Below are 19,739 nucleotides of genomic sequence, written 5' to 3' on the forward strand. Positions count from 1 at the left end.
CCGATATGCGTCATTTTCTCACTATTTTAATGATAACCATTTCCCAGCTATCAGCAGTTGCTCAAGACTCCGTGCTCAGCGAGGTTCAGAAGCAACTTGACCGGCAGAAGGAGCTCAAGAAGAACCTGGTTTACAGCTTCACCACCCTCAGCTATGTCCACAAACTCGACAAACAGGGGCTGGTAGAGAAGACCGACACTGTTGAGACCTGGCAGAAGTTTTTGGGGGACTCCCTGCTGGACCGTCAAATAGTACACACCAGCGACAAGAAGCAGAAAAAACGGGAAGACGGCAGGGGTCGCAGCCAAAGCATGGAACTTCCCAAGCTGAACGACCCCAAATACGAGTTCCTGGTAGACCGGTCCGGAGCCAGCATATCATTCAAGCCCAAAAACCCCAAAGGCGGAGACCTGGCCGGGACCATAACCTACGACCCCCAGGACCTGTCGCTGGAAAAGATGGACATCACCATGCCCAAGCTGAGCTGGCCGGTGAACGAGTTTTCCATGAAGGCCGAGTTCATCATGGTGGAGGAGGTTTTATTCCCCTCCAAGCTGTGGATGCAGGCCGGCTGGAATGCCCTGATCAGCAAGGGACGGATCCGGGTGGAGAGCAGCAATTCAGATTACAAGATATATAAATGACCGTGAACGCCAGGATCATCGAAATATTCCACTCCCTGCAGGGCGAAGGCATGTACCTGGGCGAACCCACCACCTTTGTCCGCTTTGCCGGGTGCAACCTGGACTGCAGTTACTGCGACACTCCGCTGGCCAAAGCCGGGGACAAGGTGACCGAGATGGATATCCCGGAAGCATTGGACAAGATCCAGGCCATTACAAATCCTGACGCTTTCGTTTCCTTCACCGGGGGCGAGCCCCTGCTGCAGGCTGGCTTAATCGCGGCTCTGATCCCGGGGTTGAAAGAACGCGGTTACCGGTTATACCTTGAGACCAATGGCACATTGTTCAAAGAACTGGCAGCCATCATCTCCAGTCTGGACGTGGTGGCCATGGATATCAAACCGCCATCGGCCTGCGGAAAGGACATCTGGAGTACGCAGCAACGGTTCTTGGAGACCGCCCGGGACAGGGTTTTCGTCAAGATGGTGATATGCGACAAGACCACCGCAGAAGAAGTTGATCGGGCCGCCCGCATCATCGCGGTTGTTGACCGTAAAATAGTTTTGATCCTCCAGCCGGCCGAAGGGTCAAGCGCCCCCGAAATGCAGACGGTCCGGAGATATCAGGCCCTGGCCGGAGAGCATTTGGACCATGTCAGCATCATCCGGCAGATGCACAAGGTATGGAACATTCGCTAATAATCTTGAAACAATCATTAAATTGAAAATGTTCGACAAAGAATTTAAAACTGCGGTCTCCGCCGCTAATAAAGCCGGGCACCTTCTCAAGGCCATGTCCCAGGGCAACCTGAAGGTGGAATACAAGGGCGAGATCGACCTGGTGACCCAGGCTGACCGGGCAGCCGAAGCCCTGGTAGTTAAAATGCTTCGCCGGAATTTCCCCGGCGACGATATTCTGACCGAAGAAACAACCCGGGACCGCACCATGTCTGACCGGCGCTGGATCATAGACCCCCTGGACGGCACCACCAACTACGCCCACCGCTTCCCCTTCTGGTGCGTATCCATCGCTTTTGAATTTAAGGGACAAGTTGTGCTGGGCGCCATATACAATCCGAATCTGAACGAACTGTTCACCGCCCGGAAAGGCCTGGGCGCCTGGATGAACGGAAATAAGATCCAGGTGTCGCAGCAGAAATCTTTAAAGAAAAGCCTCCTGGCGACCGGGTTCCCGTATGATGTCCATTATTCCAAGCAGGACAATCTGGATAATTTCCGAAAGTTCATCAAGCGGGCCCAGGCGGTGCGCCGCCCCGGCTCGGCGGCTTTGGACCTGGCCTATGTGGCCTGCGGCCGGTTCGACGGGTTCTGGGAGATGAAGCTGAAGACCTGGGACATGGCGGCCGCTTCTTTGATGGTGACCGAAGCCGGGGGAAAGCTGAGCGGTTTCAAGGGACAGAAGTTCAGCATCTATGTGCCGGAATGTTTGGCCTCCAATGGAAGGATTCACCAACAAATGACCGATGTTCTAAAATAGGTTTTATGGCATAATAACAAACGAGCTGGAAGCACTGCTTCCAGCTCGTTTGTTATTGTTTGTGATTCACTCCACTTCCAGCAGTATCTCCACTATCCGGGGATCAAACTGGGTGCCGGCCCCTTGTCGCAGCCTTTGTTGGGCTTCGCTTTTGCTGAAAGCTTTGCGATATGGCCGGTCCACCGTCATGGCCTCGTAGGCATCCGCTACCGCTATGATCCTGGATTCAATGGGTATGGATTCGCCCTTAAGCCCTTTGGGATATCCGCTGCCGTCGTAGTTCTCATGATGGGCATGGATTATGGGCCCGGCTTCCTTTAGCAGCTCCACTTGTTCCAGCAGTTTTCCCCCGATCTGTGGATGGAGCTTCACTTCTTCAAACTCAAATTCGGTCAGGGCGGTGCCTTTGGTCAAAAGCTGTTCGCTGACTCCGATCTTTCCAATATCATGCAACAGGGCCGCATATTCCAAAAGCCTCAGCGATCCCGGGGGCAGGCTGATCTTTTGTCCGATCACCAAGGCGATCCTTTTTACTTCCTCGGAATGGCCCCGGGTGTAGCTGTCCTTGGCATCCATGGCCGCTGTGATGGCCCGGATGGTATCGTCGTAGCTTTGTTTCAATAACCGGTTGGCCTCGGCCAATTCCCTGGTGCGTTCCTCCACTCTTTGTTCCAGGTCTTCCTTGGCATGCCACAGGGCGTCCTCACCCTGCTTGCGCTCGGTGATGTCCTCGGCGATAGCCAGTATCCCCCAGGGAGTGCGGTAAATATCGGAATGGATGAACCTGTCCCGATGTTTCCCTTCCGATTCCTGGCTCAGTCCGGTTCTCAATGCTTTCTGGTACATCTGATAGGTCTTGGTCTTCTCCAGCCGGGGGAACAGTTGCAGCAGGTTTTTCCCTTCCAATTGGTCCAATCCCAGATTAACGAAGCGGGCATAGGCTTGGTTGCAGTAAAGGATGGTCATATCCTCCTTTAATGCCAGCACCGGCAGGCTGATGCTATCCAGCAAAAGACGGTGTTTGATCTCGCTTTCCTGAATTGCCGCTTCGGCCAGTTTTCGTTCCGTGATATTGCTGATCACTCCGTAAACAGTGATCTCCCCTGTCTGTTTGTTCCGCTCGGCCCGGCCCGAATCCCGCACCCAGATTACGCTGCCGTCCTTTTTAGTGATCCGGTATTCCAGTTCGCTGTTCAGGGCTTGTTTGAATTTATCCGCCTGTTGCCGGGCCGCCTCCCGGTCCTGCGGCAGGATCAGATTCTCCGCCCAAAAATTCCAGTCCTCGACGAACATTTGCAGGGGATATCCCGTCAAGGCGGTCACATTGGGCGAAATGTAATCGTTCTCCGGGGTTCCTTCCGTCCCAAACCGGGTGACATAGATATGGGCGCTGATGGAACCGATCACCTGCCGGAAGCGCTCTTCGCTCTGTTTCAAAGCCCTTTCAGCCTGCTTCTGCCTGGTGATATCGGCATGAACGGCCACCAAACCCACCATCCCACCCTCGGACCCTTTGATGGCGTCTGCCCGGAGAACGATCGTCAGGAGCCTGCCTTCCTTGTTTTGCATCTCCACCTCGCCGGAGAAACCCTGTCCCTTCCTGAGGCTTTCGATCAGACGGAGGCCCGTCCGGGGCTCGCGGAACAGGAATCCCGTTCCTCCGGCCTGGTTGATTTCTTCCAGGCTGTAACCGAACATCCTGGAAAAAGCCGGATTGTGAAATATGTGCCGGCCGGCCGGATCCGCTATGACTACTGCGTCTCCCAAGCTATTTACCGCCTGCCTTATCCGCAACAGCTCCTGCTCAGCCTGACGCCGGTGAACCATCTCCTTTTCCAGGGCCCGGTTGGCCTGCTCCAGGTTCTGGTTGTGACGGCCTATCTGCTCCTCGTCCCTTTCCGTAATGCTGGCATAATAGTAGACCATGGCCGCCTCCACCAGCAGGCTGGCAATGACCTGCAGCCCCATAGTAAAAGGATAGTAGGGGGATATCAGCCTTAAATACTGCAGCAGGTAAAGCCCAAACATCGACAGAAACATGATCCCCATCCACTTTACCCCGCCCCGCCGGCCGCACAGGAAGAAGGCTGTCACCGGGAAAAAGTACAGCCAGGACAAGCCCAGGCCGTTGGCTCCTCCGGTGGCGAACAGGAACATCAAAAAAAAGAACAACCCTGTTAATCCTATGGGAATATAAAATGCCGGACGGCCGCTGCGTCGCATCAAGTTTAGAGTGGTCAGCAGGTAGGCAGCCAGAATGATGTCGGCGGCCGCAAACATCCAGCGCCCCTGCCATAGACGAAGCAGGCTGAAACCCAGTTGGGCCAAGGATCCAATCAGGGTAAAGGCCACGGCAAACTTTATCCTGCGGCCAATGGAAGGATCGTCCGCCTCCCTGAAAAAATCCCGTAAATAACGGGACCACATCCCTGGAATATTCATCGGCGGTCATCCTTAAAGGAATTTCACTTCCTTGACTGAAGCGTTGACCACGAATACTTTTTCGGTGTTGGATTTGGGATCGGGCGGAAATAGTATGAAACCGATCCGGTTTGGCATATATATTTCGGCTATTCCTGTCAGCATCTCCCCGTCCAGGAAGGTCACCTGCATTTTCTTACCCATCACCTTCTGGCTGCCGTCGAACTCCTTGCGCTCGTCGTACTCCCGGTTGCCCATGAAGTCCTTTACGAAGAAGACCGCTTTGATCTGGTTGAAGCGCACCTCCTGCGATGCCCCGGCTTCATCGTCCGGGATCAGGTGAAATCCTTCCTTGGTGGAGGAAAAGTCTAGCGTGTGGCCCTTCACCACCCGGCCGTTCAGATAGCGGACCACCAGCTTGTTTTCTTTCTTATGACGGATGACCAAAGTGCTTTCCTTCATGACAGGTCCTCCTATTTTTGGTCGTAGTCCTTTCGCCTGGACCGTTCCCGCCTGTTTTTCCTCCGGCGGCCGTTTCCGTTCTCCGGTCCATTTTCCATCTGCCTTTCCCGGCGCCGGTCGGCCCGGCGGCGTTCCTCCGTTCGGCGTTCGTTCAATTTTGACATCTGGCCTCCTCCCGATAAACGTTTCTGATTTCTGTTTACCCTGGATGATCTTCAGCCAACAAATAATGTCATCAAAATATCCCAGTATCTATAAACCTGAGATATCTTATTATTATGTCCCTCAGTGTCAATCATTGTCCTGAAATATTTCCCCGGGATCACCCCAGCTTCTGCCTCTTATGCAGGTATTTAAGCAGGGCCTGATCAAACGGCTGGTCGGTCACGATGGCCTGGTAGTCTATCAGGTGGCGGCGGCATTCCCGGGCCAGATGATCCGTTCTCTTTTTTAAGGCCGTCAGATATTTTTGTTTGATGTCGGCCGGATTTATCTGCAGCTCCTGTCCGGTCTCCATGTCGGCGAATACCGCTTCGGAACTGAAGGGGAAGGAGGCTTCGTCCGGATCCAGCAGGTGGAATACCAGCACCTCGTGCTTAAGGTGGCGGAGATTTTTCAGGGAATTGATTATTTCGTCATCGTCGCCCCACAGGTCGGAGATCAGCACCAGCAGGCCCCGGCGCTTGAGATGCCCGGCCAGTTCCTGAAAGATCTTTTTATAGCCGGTCTGGCCATATGGTTTGGACTGGTTCAGTTCTTGCAAAATGGCGTGCCAGTGGCTGCGCCTGGAGCGGGGCGGCAGGTATCTCTGCAGCCGGTTGTTGAACAGGGCCAGGCCCGCCGCGTCGTTCTGGGACAGCAGCAAAAACGAAAGGGCCGCCGACAGGGAAGATCCGTATTCCAGTTTGCTTTCCACCCCCTTGCTATGGTAACCCATGGAGGCCGAACTGTCAAGCAGTATATAAGCCTTGAGGTTGGTCTCCTCCTCGAATTCTTTGACGAAATACCTGTCGCTCCGGGCCAGCACCTTCCAGTCTATCCGCTTGAACTCGTCGCCCGGCAGGTAGGGCCGGTACTCGGCGAACTCCACCGAGAACCCGTGGTAGGGGCTCTTGTGCAGTCCGGTCAAAAAGCCTTCCACCACCATCCGGGCTTTCAGGTCAAGACGCTTGATCTGGGCCAGCAGCCGGGGGGACAGATTTAATTTGATGTCAGACATCTGATCCAGCCTTGGAATTACTGCGTTCGGTCTTCTTCTGCCGGTACACTATCCGGAATCCCGCAAGTGTCAGGAAGGCCAGGGAAGCTCCGCACCAAAAGAGGGCTGTCCGTTCCTGGTTCACCGAGCCGAAGGCAGGCAGCACCAGCTGGGCCAGGAACCCCAGGGTCAGGGCGCTGGCCACGAACCCGGCATCCAGGATGATATCCCGGGCCGAGAAGATCCGCCCCCAGATGGAGCGGTCCACCGACTCGTGGAACAGTGTGTTCTGGGCGGTCATCACCGGCTGCAGGAACACTCCCCCCAGGAAGGTAATGGCCAGCAGATGCCAGTAACTGGAGCTTTTGGCGAACAGCATCACCATCAGGCTTAAACCGAACAGCCCGCCGATGATGATGTGGCGGCGCGACAGTCGGTGCAGCAGGAACCCGGAGAGCAGGGCTCCGGTCATCATCCCCCCGCCCAGCAGGCCGCCCAGAAAGCCGACCCCGCTGGTCCCGGCCCCCACCCTCAGGTCCTTTTGGGCGATCACGATCACCAGGGGATACAGGCTGCCGCCGAAGATGGACACTAAAAACAGGGAAAAGGTTACGAAACGCACCTTGTGGTTTAAAAGATAGAGGTGCTTCAGTTCCGCCAGGTCGGTCTTGATGTTGCTCCAGCGCCTCTGCCACATCTTCATGAAACCTTCTTCCCTGGTGCGTTCCGGCAGGGTCTCGTGGGATTTGATCAGGGCCAGCGTCAGTAATGATGCCGCGAAGGACAGGCTGTCAAGGTAGAACCCTGCCTCCCATGGTTCGATGTGCAGGTGCTTCCAGAACTGCCCCACCACCAAGAGCCCCCCGCCCACGAATCCCAGCACCCCGGCCAGCTTGTTGATGAAGTCCATCACCGCATTAGCGGCGAATATCTTCTCCGGCGGCACCAGGTAGGGAATGTAGGAGACCCGGGCCGAGTTGGCGAACAGCACGAACAGGTAGTTCAGGCAGACCAGGGGAAAGAGCACGATCACCGTTCCGGTCAGCTTGATCAGCACCGGTATGGCCAGGATGATCAAGGCCCGGGCCCCGTCGGCCAGCATCAGCATGCGGCGCTTGGAGCGGCGGTCTATCAGCACCCCGATGAAAGGCCCGAACAGCAGGGCCGGCAGAGCGATGGCCACCGGGATCTGGGAATAGGCCAGAGGCGCCCGGGTGGTGAACTCGCCCACCGCCGCGATCAGGGCGATCTGGGCCAGGAAGTCTCCGAACTGGGAGATGAACTGCCCGGCAGAGAACAGGGCGAACTTGGGCTCGGCCAGGGCCGAAGCGAAATGTTTGGAGTGTTCAGGCATTTAATTTAGACGGGATTAATAGATAGTTTTGGCCTTTTTTGATAAAGCCTTAACATGATACAGATGAGCAGTGACCTTTTTATCGTCTTCAGAAGGATATTTATAGTCAAAATGCCCAGCCACCTGGGTGGATACTGTTCTGAAGAGGGTGCAAATGTTGAATAGCGATCGCCAAATATCCTCGAAGTCAGAACCGGAATAAGTTCTTGTCAATTGCTGCCACATCTCAGGTTCCAAATAATTTTTAAAATACTTCCCCATTTTGCCGGGATTTTTAGAAAATCCTGTTTTTATCCCGATATGCCATTCCAACATCTTCACCAGTTTCTCCCTGACCACATTGTCGAGCATATGCTTGGCATATACCAATTCATCCCGCCACAAGCCCTTGGCCACATATGGGCAGACCCACCAAAATTCATTGCAGCAATCAGCAAACTGTTTTTCCGATGGCGGCCGTGGCAGATAGTCAGCATCGCTTGGCAGGGGCAGAGTCTCAACGATTCCGTCCTTGTCTAGCAGTGAAATGCTTTGACTGTCTTTAGTAACCTTGTTGACCTGCGTAACATGACGAATACTGAGATCGATCCGGTTACCGTCAGCAAATTGCATCAGGTAAGTGTAATTCCCGTCACCAGCCGGTTGGGGATCTTCCATATCTTCGGGTGTCTGCAGAATCATCAGTTCGCCAAACCGCTTGATCCAATCATAATTTCGTCTGAACGGCATAACATCCGTAACAAGATAAACAATGTCATAATCCTGAAATATATCTTTGAGAGCATTGGGATTGGCGCGCGAACCATTCAGAATTACTGCACGAATACGGTCATCCTCATTAGCAGTATTTAGAATGAGGTCAAGTATTTCCTTTTCTGTTCTCATTTCTTGCCATTTATACCTGTATGTCCAAAGCCCCCAACCCCCCTCTTGGTTTTCTTTAGTGCCTTGGACTCAGTTAGCTTGGCCCTGACTACCGGGGATATGACCAGCTGGGCTATCCTGTCCCCGGGATTAACGGTGAAGGCCTTTGTCCCCATGTTTATCAGTATCACCCCCACCTCGCCCCGGTAGTCGGCGTCGATCGTCCCCGGCGCGTTGACGATGGAGATGCCGTGCTTCAGCGCCAGGCCGCTGCGGGGCCGCACCTGGCCTTCGTATCCCCCGGGTATTTCCAGGGCCAGCCCGGTGGGAACCAGTTTGATCTGGCGGGGCTTCAGGGATATAGGTTTTTCCAGCGCTGCGCACAGGTCCATCCCAGCGGCATGGGCGGTGGAATATTCCGGCAGGCGGGCCAGTCTGCTGAGCTTGACCAACTTAATTTGGGGTTTGATCATGAAGCGATGTCTCCTGGTTGTCCGGCGGCTGGGCCGGCGATCTCGTTTATCCGGTTTCGGTATTTCTGGTCCGGAGTATTTTTCACTAATACACCATATATCTTCAAAAGTTTTTCCTTCAGTTCTCCGGTAGGCTCTATCTGGTAAAGATGATACAGAGCCTCGGCCCGCTGCTCGTCATCAGGACATTCGCTTTCCAGTTTTTTAAGTTCATCGACCGCCTGTTCCTTGTTCTCGTATGATAACAGGCGGGCCTGCAGTATCCTGCAGCTCAGCGCCATGTCCTTGCGCCCCGCTTTCTCGGCGGAGGCCCGGGCCAGGCCGGCCAGTTCCGATGATTCCCGGGGATCGTTCTCTTTCAGGGCCAGCAGCGCGAAGTTGAGCAGCATGTCGCACAGGTAGTAATCTATGCCCAGCTGTCCGGCCTGCTCAACGGCGTCCCGGTAACTTTGCCGGGCCAGTTCTCGCCTGCCGGTGGCGAAATAGAGGTCGGCCAGCTTGCCGGTGGTGATCGCGACCGCCCGGCGGTCGCCCAGTTCGGTCATCACCCGAAGGCTTTCGAGGTAAAGCGCTTCCGCCTGGCTATAGCATCCCCGCTGTTTTTCCAACAGGCCCATGTTGATGCGGGTATAGGCCGCGCTCTGCCGGTCGCCCAGCTGCACGGTCAGCTCCAGCCGGCGTTGGTACATCTCCAGGGCCCGGCTGAAATCCCCCCGGTCGTGGTGGACCGTTCCCATGTTACCATAGCTGTAGCTGGCGGTGGAGCGGTCGCCGATCCTGGCCGCAATCTGCAGGGCCTTCTCGAAATGCTCCAGTGCCTCCTCATACCTCCGCATTTCCTTGTAACACAAGCCCTGGTTATTGAAGGCCGAGGCCAGATTCATAAGGTCCCCTGTTTCCTCGGAGATGGTCATCTCCTGCCGGTAGCATTCCAGGGCCTTGGAGTAATTGCCCTGGCTTTTGTAGGCGATGCCCAGATTACCCAGGGCGTGGCTGAACTCTGCCCGGTCCCTGTTCCGCCTGGCCAAAGCGGCGGCGGCGGCAAAGAACCTCTGGGCCCGTTTGAAGTTTCCCTGGTACGCATATACCACGCCGTGGACCCTCAGCACCGGGGCCAGCCGGGCCCGGTCACCCAGGTCCAAGAAGATGCTCTGGGCGCTCTCGACCAGGTCGTTGGCTTCTTTTATTTTTCCCCGGTTGACTATCAGCTTGGCCAGGTCGGCCCGGGCCTCGGCCGAGAGCGCCGGGTCCCCGGCGGACATCTCCATATTGTTCCGGTAAAGAGCCTCAGATCTTTCCCAGCCGCCGCTGGCGTAAAGCACTTCAGCCTTGCGCCTGATCAGGGAATAAGGCCAGTATAGCGGAGCGCTGCCGCGCCTTGTCCAGACGGCCTGTCTTTTATATCTTTTCGGCAAAACGTGCGGTTTTTTAAGATTCGTGCTGTGCTGTTCCCGGAATTTTGTAAAAAATAAGGGCCGGGATTTTACTCCCGACCTTTTTCATTGTTAAAGTTTTACCTTCTCCCGTTGTAGGCCTTGACCCCCAGGGCCAGTAGCTGCATGGCTTTCTTGAGGTCGGCCTCTTTTAGGACATAGGCGATCCGGATCTCCTGCTTGCCCTTGGCCGGGTCGGCGTAAAAGCCATCGCCCGGGGCCACCATGGTGGTGGCTCCCTGGTGGGAAAAGTCGGTAAGCATCCACTGGGCGAACTTGTTGGAATCGTCTATCGGCAGCTGGGGCATAATGTAGAATGCCCCCTTGGGCTTGGTGAACACCGCCCCCTCGATCCTGGCCAGCTCGTCGCAGACGATGTCCCGGCGGTGCTGGTATTCGTTCACCATCTTCTTCAGGTATTTGTGGATGTTCTTGTATCCGGCGATGGCCCCCACCTGCTCGATGGTGGGCGGGCAGAGCCGGGCCTGGCCCAGCTTAAGCGCGGCCTGCATGATGTGGGGATTGCGGCTGACCAGGCAGCCCACCCTGGCCCCGCAGGCCGAGAAGCGCTTGGAGACGGAGTCCAGCATGATGGCCCGGTCCTCGGCCCCCTTGATGTGCAGGATGCTGGTGTGGTAGCCCCCGTCGTAGATGAACTCCCGGTAGACCTCGTCGGCCAGCAACCAGAGGTTCTTCTCTTTGGCCAGTCCGGCCAGCATCTCCAGGTCGGAACGGGAAAAGACAGCACCGGTGGGGTTGTTGGGCGAGCAGAACAGGATGGCCTTGGTCTTCTTGGTGATCCGTTTGGCGAATTCGGCCTTGCTGGGCATGCCGAAACCATCCTCCACGTCGGTGGGCACCGCCACCAGCTTGATGTCGGCCATGCTGGCAAAGCCGTTGTAATTGGTGTAAAAGGGCTCGGGCACCAGCACCTCGTCGCCGGGGTCGCCCACCGCCATCAGGGCGAACACTATGGCCTCGGACCCGGCGGTGGTCACCATGATGTCGTCGACCGAGAGCATGACATCCAGCTTTTCGAAATAGCGCTTGATCTCCTGACGCAGCTCCGGCAGGCCCAGGCTGGGCCCGTAGGCCAGCACTTCCTCCCGGAAGTTGCGGACCGCGTCCATGATCTCCCTGGGAGTGACGATGTCGGGCTGGCCGATGTTCAGGTGGTAGACCTTTGTTCCCCTGGCCTTGGCCTGGTCGGCCAGCGGCACCAGCCGGCGGATGGGCGAAGCCTGCATGGCCGCCGAGCGTTTGGACGGCATCAGCTCGGCCTTCTTGGCTTTTGACTTGGCAGACATGATGTTTCCCCTATATATATATTTACAGTTTACAGTTATCCGTTTGCCGTTGACCGTTCGTTGTTCAATATTAATTGTTTAAAGTTGTTCCTGCAGCCGAGCCAGGGAATATTTCTTCTGGTTCAACGGCCCCAGGATGGCCGCCCCCAGTTTCTGCGGCTGGAGCAGATCCCGAGCCATTTGGCGCACCTGGTCTACCGTTACCCGGTCTATCAGGACCGCTGTCTCCTCCGGGGTCAGATAGGGCTCGTGGTGCAGGGCCATCTTGGCCAAACGCATCATCCGGTTGGAGGTGCTCTCCATCCCCAGGAACAGGCCGCCCTTGAGCTGCTCCCTGGCGTTGTCCAGTTCGGCCCGGGAAACGGGATTCCTGGACATCTGCCGGATCTCTTTGAGCGCCATGGCCAGGGCCTGGTCCGTCTTGTCGGGAGACACCCCCAGATAGACCCCCAGCACCCCGGTATCCCGGTAAAGATCGGTGAAGGAGAAGACCGAGTAGGCCAGCCCGCTTTGTTCCCGGATTTTCTGGAACAGCCGGGAGCTCATGCCCCCGCCCAGGATGGTATTAAGGACCAGAAGGACATAGCGCCGGGGATCGCTGGTGGCCAGGGCCGGCACCCCCAGGCAGATGTGGGCCTGGGATATCTTGCGGGACAGCATCTTTAAAGAAGGCTTGAAATCCGGGACAAAGGGCTTGACCGCCAGCTGCTGCCTTTGGGCCGGGCCGGGGAAATATTTTTCCAGCATCCGGCAAAAACCACGGTGATCCACCTGGCCGGCCAGGGACACCATCATGTGGGGCGGCCGGTAGCATTCCCGCCAAAAGTTTTTAACCCTGAGGGCGGTGAACTCCCGGCAATTTTCCCGGGAGCCGAGGATGGGAAAGCTCAAGGGGTGCCCGTCGAACATGGCCTCGGCAAAAAGCTCGTACACCAGGTCGTCCGGGGTGTCTTCCACGCTCTTGATCTCCTCGGCGATCACCATCTTCTCCCGGGCCACGTCCCGGGGATCGAACTTCAGGTTGGTGACTATGTCGGCTATCAGCTCCAGGGCTAGGGCCTGGTGGCGCTGCTGGACCCGGGCGTAAAAACAGGTCTCCTCCTTGGAGGTGAAGGCGTCCAGGTGCCCGCCCACCGATTCCAAGCATAGGGCGATGTCCCGGGCGCTCCGGGTCTTGGTGCCCTTGAAGGCCATGTGTTCTATGAAGTGGCACATCCCCCGGGAGGCTGGGAACTCGTCGCGCGAGCCCCGGGACAGCCACAGCCCCACCGCGATGGAGGCGGCCCCGGGAATGTTCTCGCTGACCGCGGTCAGTCCGGAAGAGAGGATGGTTTTATGGTGCTGGGTTTTGATCTTCTGCATCCTACCGCACCTTGATGTCCTTGACCCGCAGCTGCAGCTTCTTGCGGCCCTGCCACTCGTTCTCCTCCAGCACAAAGGCCAGATCCAGGCTGCAGTCCCGGTCCTCCAACTCGTCCAGAAGGTCGCCGAAGGAAAAACCGATGGTGTCGAATATCTTCTGGTTCTGCTTGACCTTGAATTTCAAATGATTCTTGCCCACGATGTAGGGCGTGCCCACCACCCTCAGTTGGTCCGAGACCAGCACCGGATGGCGGTTGCCCGGGCCGAAGGGGGCGAACAGGGAAAAGCTCTGGGCCGTTTCCAGGTCTATGGAGTCCAGGTCAACCTCGGCATCCAGGGTCTGGCTGGGGATCATATCCTCTGGGCTCAATACCTCATCGGCATACTTGTTGATGTCGGTCCGGAACTGGGGGATGCTCCCGGCATCGATCGACAGGCCGGCCGCATATTTGTGCCCCCCGAATCCCAACAGGTGCTGCTGGCATTCCTTGAGGGCCTGGTGCAGGTGAAAGGCGGTGATGGAGCGGGCCGAGCCCTTGCCCTTGTCGCCGTCCACCGCGATCAGGATGGTGGGCCGGTAAAAGGCCTCCACCAGCCTTGAGGCCACTATCCCGATCACCCCCTGGTGCCAGGTGTCGGAAGACAGCACTATCACCCGCTCCTTGTTGAGATTGACCTGCTGCTCCACCATTTCCATGGCTTCGTTCAGGATCAGCTCGTCTATCTCCTTGCGCTTGCGGTTCTCCTCGTCCAGCGATCTGGCGATGGTAAAGGCCTCATCCTGGTTTTCGGTCACTAAAAGTTTTAAGGCCAGGTCGGCCGTGCCTATCCGGCCGGCGGCATTTATCCGGGGAGCCACCACGAAGACTATCTGGCCGGAATCCATCGGTTTGCCGGACAACCCGGTCACCTCCAGCAGGGCCCTGATGCCCGGCTTGCTGCTGTTCTTGATCCGCTCTATCCCGAACTTGGCCAGCACCCGGTTCTCGCCGGTCAGGGGGACGATGTCGGCGATGGTGCCCAGGGCCACCAGGTCCAGGTGCTGCTCCAGCGAAGCATCCTCCATTCCCAGACGGTGGTACAGGGCCTGCATCAGCTTGTAGGCCACCCCCACCCCGGCCAGTTCCTGGTAGGGATAGGTGCTGTCATTCCGCTTGGGATCCAGCACGGAGACCGCTTCCGGCAGGCGGTCCTTGGTCTCGTGGTGGTCGGTGATGATGCAGTCTATCCCCAAGCTTTTGGCCAAACGCACCTCCGGGTGGGCGGTGATGCCGCAGTCCACCGAGATGATCAGTTTTACCCCCCGGCGCTGTGCCTCCTCCACCCCCGAAGCCGAGATGCCGTAGCCCTCCTGGATCCGGTTGGGGAGATACCAGGAGACCTCGGCCCCCAGAGAAAACAGACTGCGCCACAGCAGGGCCGTGCCGGTGATCCCGTCCACATCATAGTCGCCGTAGATCATTATCTTCTGCCGGGCGGCCAGAGCCTCTTCTATCCGGGCCACTGTCTTTTCCATGCCGTTCATCAGATACGGGTCATGGAGATCCTTCAAGGTGGGGCGCAGGAACTGCCGGGCCTCGGGCCCGGTGGTGATCCCCCGGGCCACCAGCAGCCGGGCTATGATGGCCGGCACTTCCAGCGAAGCGGCAATTTTATTGACCAGTCCGGTCTCCACCGGCTGGGGATAGATCCAGTTTTTTTCCATTAAGCAAAATACTTTTTTGAAATTACAGTTTATGGTAACCGTTTAGACTGTTGCCCTCAGTTACCATTATTGGCCACATAAAGCATGCCCTGAGTGAAATCGAATGGGCACATAAATCACAAAAAAAATATGCTTCATGAATTATATTATTTTTTGTGCCGTTTTCCGCCACCGCAAGCAAGTTCATATAGGCGGATCCGCCTGTGGCGTGAGTGGCTAAATTATAAGAGTTCGAATGATAACCCTAAGCTAGGACAAAAACGGACAGGATCTGTAAGCCGAGTTCTGTATCCACCCTCCCGAAGGAGTGAGGACGATGATCATCTGTCTGCCCCCCGCCAAAGGCTGGGGGATCAAGCGACCTACCCTTCCGCTTTACGGCCGGACCGGCCTTCTTAAAGCCCTGCCACAAGGACAAGGCTTTGGCGGCGGAATCTATTTGGTCTTGCTCCGGCAGGGGTTTGCCTGGCCCCGGACATTGCTGACCGGGCGGTGAGCTCTTACCTCGCCATTTCACCCTTACCCCGCCAATGGCGGGGCGGTATATTTTCTGTGGCACTTTCCGTCCCCGCCGCATTACCGGCGAAGCCCCCGGTATTCCCGGGGCTGCCTGTCCTCCGGAGCTCGGACTTTCCTCCCCCCGCCAAAGGCGGGGAGCGATCACCCGATCCTGCCCGTTTTCCTCCTGTATATTGTGATTTCTTAGGATCTCTCTGGCTACTGGCGACGAACTACAGTGTACCCATATGGGCTTCCATGCAGAGATGCCCAACCTTTAATTATAAGTCTTCCTTTGCGACTTTGTCAATGGCGATATTGGACAGCCGGTCGGCCAGTCGGTTCTCGGCCCGGGGCACGGCCTTGATCTCCCATTTCTGGAACTTTTCCAGCAGTGCGTGGGCTTGGGTGAAATACTTTTTCAGGCGGGGTTCCTTTATCTTGTACTCCCCGGTGATCTGTTTGGCCATCAGTTCGCTGTCGGTCTGGATCAGGATCCGGAGATGTTCCCGTTCCAGGGCCAGGGTCAAGCCCATCACCAGCGCCTGGTACTCGGCTTCGTTGTTGGTGGCCTTACCCAGGTACATGGTCTTTTCGGCCAAGGAACGCCCCTGGCTGTCCAACAGGGCTGCGCCGGCCCCGGCCGGTCCGGGGTTGCCCCGGGCCGCCCCGTCCACCGCCAGGGTCACAATGTCCACCCCGGTCTCTTGTTCTATCTTGTCGGCCAGGGCCACCAGTGCTTCTTTCAGGTCTGTGCGGCTGCAGCCCTCATCCTCGGCCACCTGCGAAAGGTGGTGGTCGTTGGCTATCTTGCGCAGTACCACTGAAAGCCTGGCCGACATCTTGTTCTGTTTTTTGACCATGTTCCCTCCTTGACCTGATGATAAATATTTTAAAGTTCTGAAGAAAGGTTTTACATCTATAAGGAAGCCATTAAAGCAGGATATTTATCTTACACCCATAGGTTTGGATAAAGCCCTGTCAAGTGAATCGGTGTTTTAAGCTGCGGGTATCATTCAACTGACGCTCATGACTATGTCTGCGAAGATCGGCGGCCCGTAACGTTCCCCTGTCATATACCTTCCTGGGACCACACCAGGATCCGGCCGCAGGTCTCGCAGGTTATCAGCTTCTCCATTTTCCTGATCTCGTTTATGAACTGGGGAGGCAGGCTGGCAAAGCAGCCTCCGCAGGAGGCCCCGCTGACCGGGACCACCGCGGTCCCGGGCCGCCCCTGCATGATCCGGTGATAGACCGAGGCGATCTCCGCCGGCATGGTTTTGACCACCGTTTCCCTCTGAGTCAGCAGGCCGGTCAGCCTGGCTTCCATCATGGCCAGTTCATCCAGCAATGTTTTCCTTTTGCCGTCCAGGGCCTTTTTTAGCAGATCATACTGCCGGGAGAACTCCTTTTCCTGCAGGGCCAGGGCATCCAAATGCTCCATCTCCAGCAGTATTTTTTCCTCAATTCCGGAAATATTCACCTTGCCCTGCTCTATCTCCTGCTGCATGGCGGTGTATTCCTTGTTGGTCTTCACCTGAGGCAGTTGAACGTACAGTTTTTTTAATGCGGCTGTGGCGGACTCCAGATCCAGCTCCCCGGCTTTTTTAACCTTGGCGCTCTCGGCCAGCTTTTGCCCGACCTCCCGCATGGCTCCGGCCCCCTCCTGTTCCCGGAGATTGAGCTCGTTCAGCTCCAGAGGGATGGCCTCCAGCCGCTGTCTGGCCGCATAGACATCGGAATCCAGCACCTGGATCCGGCAAATGGTCTTAAGCTCTTCTTTCATTGTCAGCCGTATGTTTTAAATTAAAAAGGTGCGCCTGGCAAACTACGCCAAAACGCACCGGTTATAAGGCATCGGCCCCGGTTTTCTGCCTGCCGGAACTGCTTTAAAAGACCTGATTATGTTAAGTTTTATCTGCATTTTGGATTATTTTATCCTTTCCATTTTAGCACCAACGGCCTGGTTTGTCAATTTAAAAAAGCCGAAAATATACGCAAAACAATTGGCCTATAGGTGAACAAAACAAGCCACCGGCGGTATTTTGCTATCGGAGGTTTTTGATTTCTGAAATGGTGGGGGATAAAGGACCCTCTGCCGGCTGCCAGCCGTTTATGCCACGCGACGGCAGACACAATCGGCCAAAGCTGCCTATTCAATATGAACCTATGGCGTCGGACGATCCGCCGACGGCGGAACGCTTGCCTCACCATATGCGATGGCTCTAACCAAAACAGAAAAGACCGAAGTCTAAAAAGATTTCGGTCTTTTTTCTATATGGTGGGCGATACAGGATTCGAACCTGTGACCTCTTCCATGTCAAGGAAGCGCTCTAACCAAAACTGAGCTAATCGCCCTTATTTTATTATGCCTTCGTCATCCTGAGAAGACCCGCTTGTTTTGCTACCGATTCCCATATTTTTGACCATTTAGCATGTTTCGCGGGCAATATGTGGTTGGTCCTACCTCTACAAGTAATTATACAATATCTCTTGTAATCTTGTAAAGCAATTTTTACAGCGGCTTTTCTTTTTTTGCCTTCCGCAGAATGAAAGTTTCCAGCGTCTTCAGGTCCTCGGAATAGACCTGCAGGAACTCCACCCCCACGTTGTATCCGGCTTTGGATTTCTGGCAGCGGGCCACCCGGGCTATGGCCGCCATCTCCACCGGCTTGCCGGAACGGAGGAAATTGATCCGCATCTGCAGCACCTCGTTGGCCGGCAGTTTCCTGGCCGAGGAGAACAGCACTCCGCCGGTGCTCAAATTCTTGGCCCGGGCCGGTTTCAGACCTTTGACATCCAAAACCCCCTCCTTGAGGGCCTTGAAATGGACCTTGATCTCCAGCGGCAGGCGCAGGAACCTCCGCCTTTCGGAACTGCTTTGGGCTGCGATCATAATTTTATTCCCTCAATGCTTAACAGTTTTTTCTTCAGGCCGATGCCCCCGGTAAATCCGCCCAGCTTGCCCGAGGAGGAGATCACCCGATGGCAGGGGATGATGATGGGCAGGGGATTGGCCCCCACCGCCTGGCCCACCGCCCGGGAGGCCTTGGGCCGCTTGACCTCCCTGGCCAAAGACCCGTAGGTGGTCAGCTGGCCCGGCAGCAGTTCGGATAACTTCCCCCAGACGGCCCTTTGGAATTTAGTGCCGGACCGGATGTCGGCGGTAAAGACAAACTTGACGGGAAGGCCTTTGAAGTAAGCGTCCAACTGTTTTGCGATAGGTTTAAATCGCTTCTCAGATCTTTCCGGTCTGGTACCGGCAAAATGCCTTTTCAACATCCCGTCAAAAGACTTTTTGGTAAAGCACAACGCCACCAGGCCTTTTGAACTGCCCAGCAGATGCAGCGGCCCCAAAGGCGACTGGTAAACTGTATAAAAGTATTCCGGGATGGATTTCTTCATTTTGGATTTCCATTATTATTTTACACCGGGGTTTTATTTGGAAATTAAATCCGTGAAATCATGTTAATCCTGTCTGGTCCGTAGAAATAAAACCACTTCCTCAAATCCTTTTCAGGAATATCCGGGCCGCGCCCCAGCTGCCCAAAGCCCCCAGCACCAGCCCGAAACCGAACAACAGGGCCGATTCCCTTAAGGTAAAGAATCTCAGCATCCCGAACTGGGAGGACACCAGCCTCCAGCCGGCAAAAAGCATGATCAGCCCGATCAGGCTGCCCAGCGCCCCCTGCAGAAAACCCTCCAGCACAAAGGGCCGGCGGATGAAGCCGTCGGTGGCCCCCACCAGCCTCATGATCTCGATGGCCGGGCGCCGGGCGTACAGGGTCAGGCGGATGGTGTTGAAGACGACGATCAGCACCGCGGCGCTGACTATGATCAGCAATGAAAGATCGATGGCCACCAGCAGGCTGCCGATGCGGTACAGCTTGACCAGCCAGGATTTGCCGTATTCCACCTCTTCCACCCCCGGCAGTTTGGCTATTTCCCCGGAGATCAGGGCGATGGCCTGGGGATTCTGGCGGTCGGGGCTCAGCGACACCTTGAATGACCGGGGCAGGGGGTTGTTCTCCAGCACCTCCAAAAAATCGCTGGCCGCGCCCATCTCCTGGCGGAACTCGTCCAGGGCGTCCTGTTTGGAGAGGTAGTTGACCTGGCCGATCCCCTCCATCCCTTCTATCAAACGCTTGGCGGCGTTGATCTCCCGCATCTCCGCGTTGTCGCTGATGAAGGCCTGTATCTGGAACTTGCCCTTCATGCTGCTGACGGCGCTCATGAAATTGAGGGTCACCAGCAGAAAGGTGCCCAGCAGGAAAAGGGCCGCTGTGATGCTGGAGACGGAGAGCAGGCTTAGCAGCTTGGCCCGCTGCATGCCAGAGATGGCTTCCCGCCAGTAGTAACGGATATTCAAAGTTTAGAACCCTTTAATTTACTTAACGAAATCACTGAAATTATGAGAGCACTGAATTATTTTATTCCGGTATACATTTTAAAAATATTTCCCCATTCCGTGTTTCCGTGGTTGGCCAATGTCACAGCATTTTACCGCTTTTTGCTCCTTAAAGCAATACCAAATTAACCTGG

19 protein-coding genes, 1 tRNA gene and 1 other RNA gene are annotated in these 19,739 nt (G+C 56.0%); 3 read left to right on the forward strand and 18 right to left on the reverse strand.

Annotated elements, in window-relative coordinates:
- Positions 1-5: 5 nt before the first annotated feature.
- Genes HZA73_11860 through HZA73_11870 form a run of 3 tightly spaced genes read left to right on the forward strand, consistent with a single transcriptional unit; the run spans position 6 to position 2,120 of the window.
- A complete protein-coding gene (locus HZA73_11860) occupies positions 6-644 on the forward strand; it encodes a hypothetical protein (protein MBI5806718.1) in 639 nt (212 codons plus the stop codon).
- The gene (locus HZA73_11865) at positions 641-1,321 is read left to right on the forward strand and encodes a 7-carboxy-7-deazaguanine synthase QueE (GenBank protein MBI5806719.1); all 681 of its coding nucleotides are present in this window, start codon (positions 641-643) and stop codon (positions 1,319-1,321) included. The genes HZA73_11860 and HZA73_11865 overlap by 4 nt, the downstream gene beginning before the upstream one ends.
- Positions 1,322-1,349: 28 nt before the next feature.
- Positions 1,350-2,120: an inositol monophosphatase gene (locus tag HZA73_11870; protein ID MBI5806720.1), complete on the forward strand. Its 771-nt coding sequence runs from the start codon at positions 1,350-1,352 to the stop codon at positions 2,118-2,120.
- A 66-nt stretch (positions 2,121-2,186) separates the two neighbouring features.
- Here HZA73_11870 and HZA73_11875 read toward each other — a convergent pair whose 3' ends face one another.
- The 18 genes from HZA73_11875 to HZA73_11960 all read right to left on the reverse strand — a co-directional run bounded on the left by HZA73_11875 (position 2,187) and on the right by HZA73_11960 (position 19,566).
- Positions 2,187-4,562 (reverse strand): PAS domain S-box protein, encoded by a 2,376-nt coding sequence (locus HZA73_11875; protein MBI5806721.1) that lies wholly within the window; start codon positions 4,560-4,562, stop codon positions 2,187-2,189.
- 12 nt (positions 4,563-4,574) lie between these two features.
- Positions 4,575-5,003, reverse strand: a complete 429-nt coding sequence (locus tag HZA73_11880; GenBank protein ID MBI5806722.1) for a hypothetical protein — start codon at positions 5,001-5,003, stop codon at positions 4,575-4,577.
- A gap of 11 nt (positions 5,004-5,014) precedes the next feature.
- Positions 5,015-5,167: a hypothetical protein gene (locus HZA73_11885; protein MBI5806723.1), complete on the reverse strand. Its 153-nt coding sequence runs from the start codon at positions 5,165-5,167 to the stop codon at positions 5,015-5,017.
- Positions 5,168-5,325: 158 nt separating this feature from the next.
- Positions 5,326-6,222, reverse strand: a complete 897-nt coding sequence (locus tag HZA73_11890; protein MBI5806724.1) for a DUF58 domain-containing protein — start codon at positions 6,220-6,222, stop codon at positions 5,326-5,328.
- Positions 6,215-7,555 (reverse strand): MFS transporter, encoded by a 1,341-nt coding sequence (locus tag HZA73_11895; GenBank protein ID MBI5806725.1) that lies wholly within the window; start codon positions 7,553-7,555, stop codon positions 6,215-6,217. Before HZA73_11895 ends, HZA73_11890 begins: the two co-directional genes overlap by 8 nt.
- Positions 7,556-7,570: 15 nt before the next feature.
- The gene (locus HZA73_11900; protein ID MBI5806726.1) at positions 7,571-8,440 is read right to left on the reverse strand and encodes an aminoglycoside 6-adenylyltransferase; all 870 of its coding nucleotides are present in this window, start codon (positions 8,438-8,440) and stop codon (positions 7,571-7,573) included.
- On the reverse strand, positions 8,437-8,892 hold the full coding sequence (dut, locus tag HZA73_11905; GenBank protein MBI5806727.1) for a dUTP diphosphatase: 456 nt from the start codon (positions 8,890-8,892) through the stop codon (positions 8,437-8,439). Before dut ends, HZA73_11900 begins: the two co-directional genes overlap by 4 nt.
- Positions 8,889-10,307: a tetratricopeptide repeat protein gene (locus HZA73_11910; protein ID MBI5806728.1), complete on the reverse strand. Its 1,419-nt coding sequence runs from the start codon at positions 10,305-10,307 to the stop codon at positions 8,889-8,891. The genes dut and HZA73_11910 overlap by 4 nt, the downstream gene beginning before the upstream one ends.
- A gap of 98 nt (positions 10,308-10,405) precedes the next feature.
- On the reverse strand, positions 10,406-11,599 hold the full coding sequence (locus HZA73_11915; GenBank protein ID MBI5806729.1) for a pyridoxal phosphate-dependent aminotransferase: 1,194 nt from the start codon (positions 11,597-11,599) through the stop codon (positions 10,406-10,408).
- A 111-nt stretch (positions 11,600-11,710) separates the two neighbouring features.
- Positions 11,711-12,994: an insulinase family protein gene (locus tag HZA73_11920; GenBank protein ID MBI5806730.1), complete on the reverse strand. Its 1,284-nt coding sequence runs from the start codon at positions 12,992-12,994 to the stop codon at positions 11,711-11,713.
- 1 nt (position 12,995) lies between these two features.
- Complete coding sequence (recJ, locus tag HZA73_11925; GenBank protein ID MBI5806731.1) at positions 12,996-14,699, reverse strand: single-stranded-DNA-specific exonuclease RecJ; 1,704 nt, start codon at positions 14,697-14,699, stop codon at positions 12,996-12,998.
- A gap of 258 nt (positions 14,700-14,957) precedes the next feature.
- An RNA gene (rnpB, locus tag HZA73_11930) (RNase P RNA component class A) lies at positions 14,958-15,375 on the reverse strand.
- Positions 15,376-15,478: 103 nt separating this feature from the next.
- Entirely contained in the window at positions 15,479-16,060 is a 582-nt protein-coding gene (locus HZA73_11935) for a ribonuclease HI family protein (GenBank protein MBI5806732.1), read from the reverse strand.
- Between the two features lie 209 nt (positions 16,061-16,269).
- On the reverse strand, positions 16,270-16,983 hold the full coding sequence (locus HZA73_11940) for a hypothetical protein (protein MBI5806733.1): 714 nt from the start codon (positions 16,981-16,983) through the stop codon (positions 16,270-16,272).
- 493 nt (positions 16,984-17,476) lie between these two features.
- Positions 17,477-17,555: transfer RNA gene (locus HZA73_11945), tRNA-Val, on the reverse strand.
- A 157-nt stretch (positions 17,556-17,712) separates the two neighbouring features.
- A complete protein-coding gene (locus tag HZA73_11950) occupies positions 17,713-18,093 on the reverse strand; it encodes a PilZ domain-containing protein (GenBank protein MBI5806734.1) in 381 nt (126 codons plus the stop codon).
- Positions 18,090-18,590, reverse strand: coding sequence for a methylated-DNA--[protein]-cysteine S-methyltransferase (locus tag HZA73_11955; protein MBI5806735.1), 501 nt, complete (start codon positions 18,588-18,590; stop codon positions 18,090-18,092). Before HZA73_11955 ends, HZA73_11950 begins: the two co-directional genes overlap by 4 nt.
- A gap of 112 nt (positions 18,591-18,702) precedes the next feature.
- A complete protein-coding gene (locus tag HZA73_11960; protein MBI5806736.1) occupies positions 18,703-19,566 on the reverse strand; it encodes an ABC transporter permease in 864 nt (287 codons plus the stop codon).
- Between the last annotated feature and the right edge of the window lie 173 nt (positions 19,567-19,739).

Source organism: candidate division TA06 bacterium, assembly GCA_016235665.1.
Lineage (GTDB): Bacteria > Edwardsbacteria > AC1 > AC1 > EtOH8 > UBA5202.